The organism is Vibrio sp. YT-18 (assembly GCF_033337345.1).
In the GTDB taxonomy this organism is placed as follows: Bacteria; Pseudomonadota; Gammaproteobacteria; order Enterobacterales; family Vibrionaceae; genus Vibrio; species Vibrio alginolyticus.
The window spans coordinates 26,782-39,032 of sequence record NZ_JAWOQO010000017.1; the positions used below are offsets into that span (position 1 = coordinate 26,782).

General features: G+C 44.6%; 16 protein-coding genes. 8 read left to right on the forward strand and 8 right to left on the reverse strand.

Translation table 11 applies throughout. The annotated features are described in order from the left end of the window. The first annotated feature begins 12 nt into the window (after window positions 1-12). Together pyrI and R7M72_RS19255 are read left to right on the forward strand one after the other, a co-directional pair. Window positions 13-474, forward strand: coding sequence for an aspartate carbamoyltransferase regulatory subunit (gene pyrI / locus R7M72_RS19250; RefSeq protein WP_005381086.1), 462 nt, complete (start codon window positions 13-15; stop codon window positions 472-474). Between the two features lie 130 nt (window positions 475-604). Continuing rightward, window positions 605-994 carry a RidA family protein gene (locus R7M72_RS19255; protein ID WP_005381087.1) on the forward strand — a complete coding sequence of 130 codons (390 nt, stop codon included), beginning with the start codon at window positions 605-607 and terminating at the stop codon, window positions 992-994. Window positions 995-1,079: 85 nt separating this feature from the next. Here the strand turns inward: R7M72_RS19255 and R7M72_RS19260 are convergent, their stop codons facing one another. The 8 genes from R7M72_RS19260 to mlaF form a co-directional block, all read right to left on the reverse strand. Further along, window positions 1,080-1,805, reverse strand: coding sequence for a 1-acylglycerol-3-phosphate O-acyltransferase (locus R7M72_RS19260; protein ID WP_005381088.1), 726 nt, complete (start codon window positions 1,803-1,805; stop codon window positions 1,080-1,082). 155 nt (window positions 1,806-1,960) lie between these two features. Beyond that, the gene (murA, locus tag R7M72_RS19265) at window positions 1,961-3,217 is read right to left on the reverse strand and encodes a UDP-N-acetylglucosamine 1-carboxyvinyltransferase (protein ID WP_005388419.1); all 1,257 of its coding nucleotides are present in this window, start codon (window positions 3,215-3,217) and stop codon (window positions 1,961-1,963) included. A 9-nt stretch (window positions 3,218-3,226) separates the two neighbouring features. Beyond that, window positions 3,227-3,481 (reverse strand): BolA family iron metabolism protein IbaG, encoded by a 255-nt coding sequence (ibaG, locus tag R7M72_RS19270; protein ID WP_005381092.1) that lies wholly within the window; start codon window positions 3,479-3,481, stop codon window positions 3,227-3,229. A 3-nt stretch (window positions 3,482-3,484) separates the two neighbouring features. Next, window positions 3,485-3,805 carry a lipid asymmetry maintenance protein MlaB gene (locus tag R7M72_RS19275; RefSeq protein WP_005381093.1) on the reverse strand — a complete coding sequence of 107 codons (321 nt, stop codon included), beginning with the start codon at window positions 3,803-3,805 and terminating at the stop codon, window positions 3,485-3,487. After that, window positions 3,805-4,443, reverse strand: a complete 639-nt coding sequence (mlaC, locus tag R7M72_RS19280) for a phospholipid-binding protein MlaC (RefSeq protein WP_033907408.1) — start codon at window positions 4,441-4,443, stop codon at window positions 3,805-3,807. Before mlaC ends, R7M72_RS19275 begins: the two co-directional genes overlap by 1 nt. A gap of 2 nt (window positions 4,444-4,445) precedes the next feature. After that, window positions 4,446-4,934, reverse strand: a complete 489-nt coding sequence (gene mlaD / locus R7M72_RS19285; RefSeq protein WP_005381099.1) for an outer membrane lipid asymmetry maintenance protein MlaD — start codon at window positions 4,932-4,934, stop codon at window positions 4,446-4,448. 2 nt (window positions 4,935-4,936) lie between these two features. Then, complete coding sequence (gene mlaE / locus R7M72_RS19290; RefSeq protein WP_005381100.1) at window positions 4,937-5,728, reverse strand: lipid asymmetry maintenance ABC transporter permease subunit MlaE; 792 nt, start codon at window positions 5,726-5,728, stop codon at window positions 4,937-4,939. Next, on the reverse strand, window positions 5,718-6,521 hold the full coding sequence (mlaF, locus tag R7M72_RS19295; RefSeq protein ID WP_005388422.1) for a phospholipid ABC transporter ATP-binding protein MlaF: 804 nt from the start codon (window positions 6,519-6,521) through the stop codon (window positions 5,718-5,720). The genes mlaE and mlaF overlap by 11 nt, the downstream gene beginning before the upstream one ends. A 374-nt stretch (window positions 6,522-6,895) precedes the next feature. On the opposite strand from mlaF, the gene R7M72_RS19300 reads away from it, so the two are divergent. The 6 genes from R7M72_RS19300 to R7M72_RS19325 all read left to right on the forward strand — a co-directional run bounded on the left by R7M72_RS19300 (window position 6,896) and on the right by R7M72_RS19325 (window position 12,234). Next, window positions 6,896-7,861 (forward strand): calcium/sodium antiporter, encoded by a 966-nt coding sequence (locus R7M72_RS19300; RefSeq protein ID WP_005381102.1) that lies wholly within the window; start codon window positions 6,896-6,898, stop codon window positions 7,859-7,861. Window positions 7,862-7,890: 29 nt separating this feature from the next. After that, a complete protein-coding gene (gene kdsD, locus R7M72_RS19305) occupies window positions 7,891-8,862 on the forward strand; it encodes an arabinose-5-phosphate isomerase KdsD (protein ID WP_005381104.1) in 972 nt (323 codons plus the stop codon). Between the two features lie 86 nt (window positions 8,863-8,948). After that, a complete protein-coding gene (lptC, locus tag R7M72_RS19310; RefSeq protein WP_005381106.1) occupies window positions 8,949-9,512 on the forward strand; it encodes an LPS export ABC transporter periplasmic protein LptC in 564 nt (187 codons plus the stop codon). Further along, entirely contained in the window at window positions 9,493-9,987 is a 495-nt protein-coding gene (gene lptA, locus R7M72_RS19315; RefSeq protein ID WP_005381109.1) for a lipopolysaccharide transport periplasmic protein LptA, read from the forward strand. Before lptC ends, lptA begins: the two co-directional genes overlap by 20 nt. Window position 9,988: 1 nt before the next feature. Further along, entirely contained in the window at window positions 9,989-10,714 is a 726-nt protein-coding gene (lptB, locus tag R7M72_RS19320) for an LPS export ABC transporter ATP-binding protein (RefSeq protein ID WP_005381111.1), read from the forward strand. Between the two features lie 50 nt (window positions 10,715-10,764). After that, window positions 10,765-12,234, forward strand: a complete 1,470-nt coding sequence (locus R7M72_RS19325) for an RNA polymerase factor sigma-54 (protein WP_005381112.1) — start codon at window positions 10,765-10,767, stop codon at window positions 12,232-12,234. Window positions 12,235-12,251: the final 17 nt, after the last annotated feature.

Below are 12,251 nucleotides of genomic sequence, written 5' to 3' on the forward strand. Positions count from 1 at the left end.
AGGGGAAAAATCATGGCTAAAGAAACTCAATTGCAGGTAGAAGCAATCAAAAATGGTACGGTCATCGACCACATCCCTGCGCAAATCGGCATCAAAGTATTAAGACTGTTCGATATGCACAATTCATCACAACGCGTAACGATTGGACTGAACTTGCCATCATCAGCACTCGGTCATAAAGATCTACTCAAAATCGAAAATGTGTTTATCAATGAAGAGCAAGCGAGCAAGCTAGCGTTGTATGCTCCTCACGCGACCGTGAATCAAATCGAGAATTATGAAGTGGTGAAAAAGCTCGCGTTAGAGCTTCCTGAGCGCATCAATGATGTATTTGAATGCCCGAATTCAAACTGTATTTCTCATAATGAACCAGTAGAAAGCAGCTTTAGCGTGTTCGAGAAGAAACAAGAAATCCGCCTAAAGTGTAAATACTGCGAGAAAGTGTTCTCACGCGAGATCGTAACCGAGCGATAAACACGCCGCACGACTAGGCTGTGATACGTTTAAAATACCCTGCAATGTCAGGGTATTTTGCTCTTTACCTACCGAGGGTTTAGAGGCAAACTGAGAATCTTTATTCCCTACAACTGATGGAAAAAATCAAATGACGAAAGTACTTCACACTGAGTCTGCACCAGCAGCAATCGGTCCTTACGTTCAAGGCGTAGATCTAGGTAACATGGTTCTTACTTCAGGCCAAATCCCAGTAAACCCAGCGACAGGTGAAGTGTCTGCTGATATCGCAGAACAAGCTCGTCAGTCTCTAGAAAACGTAAAGGCTGTAGTTGAATCTTCAGGTCTTAAAGTATCTGATATTGTAAAGCTAACGGTTTTTGTTAAAGACCTAAATGACTTTGGCACAGTGAACGAAGTTTACGGCAAGTTCTTTGATGAGCACGGCGTAGCAAACTACCCTGCACGCTCTTGTGTAGAAGTGGCTCGCCTACCAAAAGATGTTGGCATCGAGATTGAAGCAATCGCTGTTCGCAAATAATTGCACTTGCTGACAAACATAAAAAAACGGGTAGCTCAGGCTACCCGCTTTTTATTGTCTTTTCGTGATGATATCGCAGTAAAACTTAAGCAGCGTTGCGCTGTTTGACTTCTTCATCTAACGATTCAAGCTTCTCTTTCATCTGTTCACGACAGATATTCGCTAACTCGCGAATGCCCTCTTTACCATAGCCTTCAGTGCTGATTGGAGGTAGCATTTCAACAATCACATGACCATTGTTCCAACGGTTCAGCTTAATTTTATTCGTCGAGCTACATACGATAGGAATGATTGGCACACCTGCACCAATTGCCGCATGAAAAGCACCTGTTTTGAATGGAAGCAAACCACGCCCACGAGAACGCGTGCCTTCTGGGAACATCCACACCGAAACATCACTTTCTTTCATGCTGCTCACGACCTGATCGATAGTACCTTTTGCTTTAGAACGATTCGCTCGGTCAATCAGAATGTTACCCGTAAGCCAGTAAAGCTGACCAAACAGTGGCATCCAAGCCAAGCTCTTTTTACCTACTGTCACAACTTTCGGAGTCACAGCCGCAGAAACAGTAAACATGTCCCAGTTGTTCTGGTGGTTAGCAATGTAAACATGTTGGCCGCGTGAATACGCATCTTCAGGGATACGCAACTCTAACTTAATCCCAAACACACGAGACATCTTGGCAAACAAACGGCCAAAAGTGAAAACGTGCTTAGGGTTTCTAGGGCTTAATAGGCAGTAACCACAACCACCAATAAACATAACAATCGCAAAGATAGCGACAGCAAATACACGTAACAGTGCAATCATTCTTGTTCTCCAGGAACCGGCTTTTGCCAGATACAGCTATTAATATCTCTCTTTCCATAAAGGGAAAATATGGTCATGAGAGTGATATAAAAAAGCCGAAACTCAGGTTTCGGCTCTCTTGATATCCAAGTTACCTGCGGTGCAGTTTAACTTGCCTAGCTCACTCGCTCAATATTTGCGCCAAGTGCAGCCAGTTTATTTTCGATTTTGTCGTAACCACGGTCGATATGGTAAATACGATCAACGACGGTTTCGCCTTTAGCAATGCAACCTGCAATAACCAAACTAGCCGAAGCTCGTAGATCGGTTGCCATCACTTGCGCACCGCTGAGTGACTCAACATCACCACAGATAACCGTATTGCCTTCGATCTCAGCTTTAGCGCCCATACGCATGAGTTCTGGTACGTGCATAAAGCGGTTTTCAAAGATAGTCTCAGTGATTACGCCGCCACCTTTCGCCATCATGTTCAGTAGCGTAAATTGAGCTTGCATATCCGTCGGGAAACCAGGATGTGGCGCAGTACGTACACTTACCGCTTTTAGCTCGCGGTCGGTCATATCAACGGAGATCCAATCTTCACCCGTTTCGACAAGCGCGCCAGCTTCTTCCAGCTTGGCGAGAACCGCTTCAAGCAAATGAGCATTAGTGTTGCGACATACCACTTTACCGCCAGATACTGCTGCTGCGACAAGGAATGTTCCCGTCTCAATACGGTCAGCAACCACGTTGTGTTTACAACCGCCTAGGCGCTCAACACCTTCAATCGTAATGGTATCTGTGCCAGCGCCAGAGATTTTTGCGCCAAGCTTATTTAGGAAATCAGCGGTATCGACGATTTCAGGCTCACGCGCAGCGTTATCTAGTGTTGTTGTGCCTTCCGCCAGCGCAGCGGCACACATGATGGTGATCGTCGCGCCTACGCTGACTTTATCCATCACGATGTGCGCGCCTTTTAGACGACCATCCACTTCTGCTTTCACATAACCATCTTCTAATGTAATGGTTGCGCCAAGCTGCTCTAAACCAGAAATATGCAGATCCACAGGACGAGCGCCAATAGCACAACCGCCTGGTAAAGAAACCTGACCTTGACCAAAGCGCGCCACCAAAGGACCCAAAGCCCAAATAGAAGCACGCATGGTTTTCACCAAGTCATAAGGCGCACAGTATTCTGTAATACTGCTTGGATCAACATGAACAGAGCCATTGCGGCTTACTTTCGCGCCTAAACGCTTAAGCAATTCCATGGTTGTATCGATATCACGAAGGTGTGGTACGTTTGCCACTTCTACTGGCTCTTCCGCCAAGATAGACGCAAATAAAATCGGCAGTGCTGCGTTTTTTGCACCTGAAATGGTCACTTCACCAACTAGTGGTTTATCTGACCCAATAACTCGAAACTTTTCCATCAATAAACCTTAAAGCGACATCAATTTCTTATCACGAGCCCACTCTTCTGGTGTGAACGCTTTGATTGATAATGCGTGAATGTCGTTACGCTGGATGTATTCCATCAGAGGAGCATAAATTAGCTGCTGCTTCTTAACGCGGCTCATTCCATCGAAACAAGCATCAACAGCAACCACTTCATAGTGGCTACCTTCACCTTTCACATGCACTTCTTGAAGGTTTAGTGCTTCTTCTAATAACTGTTGTACTTTTGCGCTATCCACAATTTACCCCTGATAATTCTGTATGTGTTTGGCCACTAAAGATTCAACATTGCTCAGTTGAAACAAAGTGCGCAGTTGCGCCGGCACGAAACTGAGCATTATATGACAGTTTTGCTTTTTTGCATGCTCTAATAAGTGGATTAACATCACCATTCCTGCAGAGTCGACGCGCTCTATCTCTTTTAGCGAGCATTCCAGCTCCGATTGAGCAGGTTGCCATTGCTGTGCATACGCCCACAATGAAGGCACTGTATCTCTATCAAGTGCCCCTGTTAGCTTAAGAATGTTTTGATCCAATTGCCACTGAGCGGGAGTCTGGGCCATTATTTCTTCGCCTCGAAGCGGATCGGTTCTGCGGCCAATTTTTCTAGGTCTTTAGCAACAGATAGAATACCTTCTTGACGAATTTTACTGTTCCATTCGGATTGTTTACTAGAAAGCAAACTAATGCCCTCTGCAATCATATCGAATGCTTCCCACTCACCAGACTGGTTGTCTTTACGCAGTTTAAACTCAAGTTTGATGTTTGGACGCGGAGTATCGATGATATCAACTTTAATGCTTGTAATACGCTTAGAGTCATCAATGCTAGGCTCAGGACCAAACTCAATTTTTTGGTCAGAGTATTGCGTCAACACTTGTGCATAAGACGCAATTAGGTACGCACGAAATGCATCGATAAACTCAAGTACATCTTCACGCTTAGCACCTTTTAAGTTTGGACCAAGAAGTTTTAACCCTGCATAGCGGTAGTTGACGTAAGGCATTAGCTCTTCTTCAACGATCACTTTAAGTAAATTTGGATCTTGTTTGATTTTCGGCTGTTCGGCTTTCAATCTTTCGAACGTGACTTCAGCTACCTGCTTCATCATCTTATAAGGTTCAGTTTTATCCACCTCTGCTGCTGTTGTTCCAAAGACGCTAAACACAGCACAAACTGAAAGTAGTAATCTCGCTAACATAGTTATTCCTTACTTGAGTCGTCTGAACCACCTACGCTGTATAGTACTTGACCAATTAAGTCTTCAAGCACAAGCGCCGATTTGGTGTCTTCGATGGTATCACCATCCACCAGCATGACTTCATCATCAAAAACGAAGCCAGGTACTAAACCAATGTATTGCTCACCAATCAGGCCAGATGTCAAAATTTGTACGCTCGACGTTTCTGGGAACTGATTGTATTTGCTATTGATAGATAGTGTTACAACTGGCAATAAGTTGTCTGGGTTAAGCGAAATACTACTTACTCGACCAATCACAACGCCCCCCACTTTTACGGGCGAACGAACTTTTAAACTGCCAATATTATCGAACTCGGCTTTGAGGGTATAAGTATCACCAGAGCCAATGCTTTTTACGTCAGCAACTTGAAAAATCATCACAAGAATCGCGCAAATTCCCGCTAATACAAAGCTGCCAACCCATAATTCAGTTTTACGTGTTTGTTGCATGATTAATTCCCAAACATCAATGCGGTCAGTACAAAGTCTAATCCTAGTACTGCTAAAGAAGAATGCACAACAGTGCGCGTAGTTGCTCGGCTGATCCCTTCCGATGTTGGAATAGCATCATAACCGTTAAATAGAGCGACCCAAGTAACCGTAATTGCAAACGCAAAACATTTGATCATACTGTTACCAATGTCTTGCCCTAGCTCAACAGAGGACTGCATCGCTGACCAAAAACTGCCGTGATCAACGCCTTTCCAGTCAACACCAACAAGCTGAGCGCCCCAAATTCCCACAGCCATGAAAATCATAGCCAGTAAAGGCATTGAGATAACCCCAGCCCAAAACCGTGGTGCAATCACTCGTTTCAATGGGTCTACCGCCATCATTTCAAGGCTAGACAGTTGTTCCGTTGCTTTCATTAGACCTATCTCTGCGGTTAACGCAGAACCGGCACGACCAGCAAACAAAAGTGCAGTAACAACGGGTCCTAATTCACGGAGTAACGAAAGCGCTACCATTTGCCCCAAACTGCCTTCTGCGCCGTAATCCACCAACACAACATAGCCTTGTAGACTCAAAACCATTCCAATGAACAGACCAGATACGACGATGATCGCCAGCGACTGAACACCAACAGAATACAGTTGCTTAACAAGCAGAGGAAAGCTTCTGATCGGTTGTGGCTTAGAAAATAGCGCCCCAATCAACATGAAAGTCGCACGACCAAATGCTCCGCAAATAGAAAGCGTGCGTCGACCCAGCGAGGCGACAAAGTGAATGAAGTTATCGACCATCAAATAAGTCCTTTTCGATACTTTGAGAAGGGAAACGAAACGGTACAGGACCGTCGGCATCACCTTGTAAGAACTGCTGGACACGAGGATCAGAGTTTTGAGTCAGCTCTTCTGGCGTACCATAGGCGATGATTTTTCCATCGGCCATCAGGTATACCCAGTCAGCAATACTCATGACTTCAGGTACGTCGTGAGAAACCACAATAGAGGTCAAACCTAACGCTTGGTTTAGATTGCTAATTAGCTCAACCAAAACGCCCATAGTGATTGGGTCTTGCCCCACAAACGGCTCATCGTACATGATCAGGTCAGGATCAAGTGCGATTGCACGAGCCAAAGCAGCGCGTCTTGCCATACCACCTGAAAGCTCACTCGGCATTAATTGCGCCGCGCCGCGCAGACCGACAGCTTCGAGCTTGAGTAACACCATGGTGCGAATCAAATCTTCCGATAAATCGGTATGCTCTCTCAATGGAAAGGCGACATTATCAAAAACATTCAAATCAGTGAATAAAGCCCCTGACTGGAACAACATGCTCATTTTCTTTCGAGCATGGTAGAGTTTTTTACGCGAGAGAGAGGGAATATTGTCGCCATCAAACCAGATCTCTCCTTGCTCGGGATACAACTGACCACCAATCAAACGCAGCAGTGTTGTTTTACCAATTCCCGATGGTCCCATAATGGCCGTCACTTTGCCCTCAGGAACATGCAGATCAATATCATCAAAGATCATGCGTTCTCCCCGTGAAAAAGTGAGGTTGTTCACGGTGACTAAATCGTTGTTCGACATATCATCTCTTCTACTGTAGGAGCGTTGCAACTCACGGAATCATCAAGCAGATACTCATCGGAGTTGAATTCTACGTTTAATAAAGTAACGTCGGTACATTTATTAGGCTGCAATCATAAGCACATTGGCGTTGAATTTAAAGCACTGTTCAATTAAATAAAGTCGAGTATATCCCTGCAATTTCTCATGGTTTATGACCGAATTAGCACGAAGTGTTTAAATCCTAGACCAGAATTGCTCATTTAAATGAGTGAGATTTACATACATTTTCGTTACTAACCTTTAATTTATTCTTCGTTTATCTTCCATTTTAGGCCGCAAAAGGTCAAAATTAGCGGTTATTCATTTTACTTATTTAATACTTAGGAATTCTCATGCTCGAAGCCGTTGCGTTGCTTATAGTCGGTCTTGTTTTGCTTGTTTGGAGTGCAGATAAACTTGTTTTTGGCTCTGCAGCGATAGCCCGCAACGTCGGTATTTCCCCGCTTGTCATCGGCATGACAATCCTCGCGATGGGCTCATCCGCCCCTGAGATGATGGTATCTGCAACCGCTGCTTGGGATGGCAAAACAGATACAGCGGTGGGTAACGTATTAGGCTCAAACATAGCGAACATTGCGTTAATCCTAGGTATTACAGCGCTGATCAAGCCTTTGTCGATTAGCTCCGCCGTCATCCGCCGAGAACTTCCACTCATGATAGCCGTAACCGTACTCGCTGGTATTCTGCTTTGGAATAGCCATCTCGGTTTTTATGAGGGTGTCTTATTGTTTGTACTCTTTGGGGCATTTTTATTTGCTATGTTGCAAATCAGCCGCAAAGAGCAAAAATCAGGTGATGTTTTTCTTGATGACCAAGAGTCAGAGATCCCAGAAGGCGTCAGTAACCCTAAAGCAATCATGTGGGTGGTTATTGGCTTGATACTGCTTCCTTTGGCAGCCAGCATGCTGGTTGATAACGCGGTAATTATTGCTAAACACTTTGGTATGAGCGACCTTGTTATCGGTCTAACTATTATCGCCATTGGCACTAGCCTGCCAGAACTAGCCGCATCACTTGCGGGAGTTTTAAAGGGTGAAGACGACATGGCTGTCGGTAACATTATCGGTTCGAATGTGTTTAACATTCTGGCGGTAATGGGGATTCCTGGCATCATTAATCCATCGGTGCTCAGTGAGTACGCGATGGGACGTGACTTCTGGGTCATGTTAGGCGTTTCATTGTTACTTGTCGCGATGTGTTTGGGTAAATCACGCAGTATTAACCGTATTGAAGGTGCCATCTTGTTTGTGTGCTTCTTAGGTTACCAAGTGTACTTATTCGCAAACATGACCGCTTAATTACCACGATCAATAAGTAGAGATCTGATATGTCCAATCAATTTGATTTTCGCGCTGCTGCTAAACAAGTTCTTGATATCGAAGTTGCTGCTCTGCAAGAGCTAGATACCTACTTTGATGATCAATTTGAAAAAGCGTGTGAACTTATCCTTTCCAACAACGGCAAAGTTGTCGTTATGGGTATTGGCAAGTCAGGCCATATTGGTAACAAGATTGCCGCCACTCTGGCAAGCACTGGGACTTCGGCGTTTTTCGTTCATCCAGGCGAAGCCGCACATGGTGACTTGGGTATGATTAGCCCTGGTGACATTGTGCTGGCAATTTCTAACTCTGGTGAATCAAACGAAATTCTGTCTCTATTTCCAGTATTAAAGCGCCTGAATATTAAGATCATCAGCATGACAGGTAAGCCAGAATCAAATATGGCCAAGCTGTCTGACTTACACCTGCAAATTACGGTACCTCAAGAAGCTTGTCCGTTAGGCCTGGCGCCAACTAGCAGTACGACTGCCACATTAGTGATGGGAGATGCATTAGCCGTAGCTCTGCTTCAAGCTCGTGGTTTTTCTGCCGAAGATTTTGCCCTATCTCACCCAGGTGGTGCACTGGGGAGAAAACTGCTACTTAAGTTGTCTGATATTATGCACTTTGGAGAAGCGTTACCTAAAGTTTCTCCTGACGCATTAATTCGCGATGCCCTGCTTGAAATTTCAGAAAAGGGGTTAGGCATGACAGCCATCGTCGATGAGCACGATGCTATGCTTGGTATATTCACCGATGGTGATTTACGTCGTACCTTAGACAAGCGTATCGATATTCATACGACGGCAATTGGCGAGGTCATGACGACAAACCCAACCACAGCACACCCTGATATGCTGGCGGTTGAAGGTTTGAACTTGATGCAGAATAAAAACATTAACGCTCTGATTTTATGTAAAGACGAAAAAATTGTGGGTGCACTGAACATGCACGATTTACTAAAAGCTGGCGTGATGTAATATCAGCACAAACATTTAAATCATTTATTAGACGAATAAAGGCAATGGTCAGGGAAGTACTGAGCTAAACGATAGGCCTTCATTATATGAGTTTTACTCGCCTTATTTATTTGCTCTTGATCTTCGTTGTAGCGTGGTGCGGTTATTACCTACTAACCCCAAAAGGCAACGACGCAATTCAAGTAGCACCAGATTCTGAACTGCCCATGTTCAGTGGTTCTGGATTAGAAAACATCACCTACGGTGAAGATGGTGTCCGCAGTTACATCATTCGCTCCACTAACTTAGACCATTATGCTAAGAGTGGAGATACTATTTTTAATAACCCGACTTTGATGGTTTACCGTGAAGGTAGCGTCATTGAATGGAAGGTGACTGCCACAAGAGCAGTGTTAGATGAAGACCAAGTTTTGACTTTATATGACAAAGTCTTAATGCAAAATCTTCTGCCTGGTGCGAGTTTTGATACCATGGCAACAGACAAATTGGTCATTAATCTAACCAATCGTGATTTTAAAGCTGACCAACAAGTGATGTTGGTTGGACCACAATTTGAAACTACTGGAGGCGCAATGCAAGGCAACTTAAAACAGCATACTGCGACTCTGACAGATGAAGTTCAAGGTCGATATGAAACCGTTACACCTTAGCCTACTGGCACTGGTATTGGCGGCGCCTCAAGCGCTGGCACTCAAGTCGGATACTCAACAGCCGGTTTACATAAACTCTGACACCCAACAGGTGGATATGAAGAGTAACCAGGTTGTTTTTGAAGGCGATGTATCTCTTAAGCAAGGGAGCATCAATATCGATGCTGATAGAATCGTGGTAACTCGCGATCCTAAAACCGAAGCAATTAAACAGATTCAAGCATTTGGTAAACCTGCGAAGTTTTCTCAGCTGATGGACGATGGTAAAACACTTAGTGGTCAAGCTACGGAGTTGGATTACCGTATTTCTACAGACGAACTGACCATGAAAGGTCAAGCGCAGCTGGCGCAAGACAACAACACCATCAAAGGTTCTTCGATTCGTTACCAAATTGGTAAACAAAAGCTAGTCGCAGATAGCTCTAAGGAAGAGCGCGTTACGACCATTTTGCAACCCAATCAGATAGAGAACTAATATGGCAGTACTGAGTGCGAAAAACTTGGCGAAAAGCTACAAAAAACGCAAAGTCGTCACTGATGTTAGCTTAGAAGTTGAATCTGGTCAGATTGTTGGGCTACTCGGTCCAAACGGCGCGGGTAAAACCACCTCGTTTTACATGATTGTCGGCTTAGTACCTCGTGATGAGGGCACCATTACCATTGACGACAATGACATCAGTATTTTACCGATGCATAGCCGTTCACGCCTTGGCATTGGCTATCTTCCGCAAGAAGCGTCGATTTTCCGTAAGCTTTCAGTAGAAGATAACATCATGGCCGTACTTGAAACTCGTCAAGAAATGACGAGGGAAGAGCGCCAAGATAAACTGGAAGATTTGTTGGAAGAATTCCACATCCAGCACATCAGAACCAGTGCTGGTATGGCACTATCAGGGGGTGAGCGACGCAGGGTGGAAATCGCTCGAGCTTTAGCGGCCAACCCTCAGTTCATTTTATTGGATGAACCTTTCGCTGGTGTTGACCCAATTTCGGTTAATGACATCAAGAAAATCATTGAGCATCTGCGCGATCGTGGTCTCGGAGTGTTAATCACTGACCATAATGTACGTGAAACACTGGACGTATGTGAAAAAGCCTATATCGTGAGCCAAGGGCACCTAATTGCATCGGGAACTCCGGCAGAAGTTCTCAATAATGAACAGGTGAAACAAGTTTATCTCGGCGAACAATTCCGTCTATGATTATATTAGGAACGGTAAGATTCTGAGCATTACAAGGTAAGTAACACTGAATGAAACCTTCATTACAACTCAAGCTAGGTCAGCAGTTAGCCATGACGCCACAGTTGCAGCAAGCGATTCGCTTATTGCAATTGTCGACACTCGATCTTCAACAAGAAATCCAAGAAGCGTTGGACTCAAACCCATTATTGGAAGTTGAAGAAGGCCAAGACGAGCCTCTAGCAAACGGTGAAGATAAGTCAGCGGTCGAGGCTGCTGATAGCAACAGTGCTAGCGAACCAACAGAAATTGACGTTCCAGATAGCTCCGATGTGATAGAGAAATCAGAAATTAGCTCTGAACTTGAAATCGACACGACTTGGGATGACGTCTACAGCGCGAATACTGGTAGCACCGGCTTAGCTCTTGATGATGATATGCCCGTCTACCAGGGTGAAACCACTGAATCATTACATGATTACCTCATGTGGCAGCTTGACCTAACACCATTCAGTGAAACCGACCGCACGATTGCATTAGCGATTATTGACGCTGTTGACGACTACGGCTATTTAACTTTGTCGCCTGAAGAGATTCATGAGAGCTTCGATAATGAAGAGATAGAGTTAGACGAAGTAGAAGCCGTTCGTAAACGCATTCAACAATTCGATCCTCTTGGCGTAGCATCGCGTAACTTACAAGAATGTTTGTTACTGCAATTGACGACCTTCCCAGAAGACACGCCGTGGCTTGCTGAAGCCAAAATGATACTTGCGGATCACATTGATCACCTAGGCAACCGAGACTACAAGCTCGTCATCAAAGAGACTAAGCTGAAAGAAGCCGATCTTCGTGAAGTCTTAAAGCTTATCCAACAGTTAGATCCTCGTCCAGGTAGTCGCATCACTCCTGATGATACCGAGTACGTAATCCCAGACGTATCCGTTTTTAAAGACAATGGCAAATGGACCGTTTCTATAAACCCGGATAGCGTGCCAAAATTAAAAGTAAATCAACAATATGCTCAATTAGGCAAAGGTAATAGCGCGGATAGCCAGTACATCCGCAGCAATTTGCAAGAGGCAAAATGGTTAATTAAGAGCTTAGAGAGTAGAAACGAGACGCTACTCAAAGTTGCAAGATGTATTGTTGAACATCAACAAGATTTCTTCGAGTATGGTGAGGAAGCCATGAAGCCAATGGTGCTCAATGATGTCGCTTTGGCTGTGGACATGCATGAATCCACGATTTCTCGTGTAACAACGCAAAAATTTATGCATACACCACGTGGTATTTTTGAATTGAAGTACTTCTTCTCTAGCCATGTTAGTACTGACAACGGCGGAGAATGTTCGTCAACAGCAATTCGTGCACTCATTAAAAAACTGGTCGCAGCAGAGAATACTGCCAAACCACTGAGTGATAGCAAGATTGCTGCTCTTCTGGCTGACCAAGGGATTCAGGTCGCAAGACGTACGATAGCCAAATATCGCGAATCCTTGGGAATTGCCCCTTCAAGTCAGCGTAAACGCCTATTATAAGGCACTAACTGAAAAGG

Bases quoted from the DNA above. Each gene is read 5' to 3' on its own strand.
- pyrI (WP_005381086.1), top strand. From the start codon at position 13: ATGGCTAAAGAAACTCAATTGCAGGTAGAAGCAATCAAAAATGGTACG.
- R7M72_RS19255 (WP_005381087.1), top strand. From the start codon at position 605: ATGACGAAAGTACTTCACACTGAGTCTGCACCAGCAGCAATCGGTCCT.
- R7M72_RS19260 (WP_005381088.1), bottom strand. From the start codon at position 1,805: ATGATTGCACTGTTACGTGTATTTGCTGTCGCTATCTTTGCGATTGTT.
- murA (WP_005388419.1), bottom strand. From the start codon at position 3,217: ATGGAAAAGTTTCGAGTTATTGGGTCAGATAAACCACTAGTTGGTGAA.
- R7M72_RS19275 (WP_005381093.1), bottom strand. From the start codon at position 3,805: ATGGCCCAGACTCCCGCTCAGTGGCAATTGGATCAAAACATTCTTAAG.
- mlaC (WP_033907408.1), bottom strand. From the start codon at position 4,443: ATGTTAGCGAGATTACTACTTTCAGTTTGTGCTGTGTTTAGCGTCTTT.
- mlaD (WP_005381099.1), bottom strand. From the start codon at position 4,934: ATGCAACAAACACGTAAAACTGAATTATGGGTTGGCAGCTTTGTATTA.
- mlaE (WP_005381100.1), bottom strand. From the start codon at position 5,728: ATGGTCGATAACTTCATTCACTTTGTCGCCTCGCTGGGTCGACGCACG.
- mlaF (WP_005388422.1), bottom strand. From the start codon at position 6,521: ATGTCGAACAACGATTTAGTCACCGTGAACAACCTCACTTTTTCACGG.
- R7M72_RS19300 (WP_005381102.1), top strand. From the start codon at position 6,896: ATGCTCGAAGCCGTTGCGTTGCTTATAGTCGGTCTTGTTTTGCTTGTT.
- kdsD (WP_005381104.1), top strand. From the start codon at position 7,891: ATGTCCAATCAATTTGATTTTCGCGCTGCTGCTAAACAAGTTCTTGAT.
- lptC (WP_005381106.1), top strand. From the start codon at position 8,949: ATGAGTTTTACTCGCCTTATTTATTTGCTCTTGATCTTCGTTGTAGCG.
- lptA (WP_005381109.1), top strand. From the start codon at position 9,493: ATGAAACCGTTACACCTTAGCCTACTGGCACTGGTATTGGCGGCGCCT.
- lptB (WP_005381111.1), top strand. From the start codon at position 9,989: ATGGCAGTACTGAGTGCGAAAAACTTGGCGAAAAGCTACAAAAAACGC.
- R7M72_RS19325 (WP_005381112.1), top strand. From the start codon at position 10,765: ATGAAACCTTCATTACAACTCAAGCTAGGTCAGCAGTTAGCCATGACG.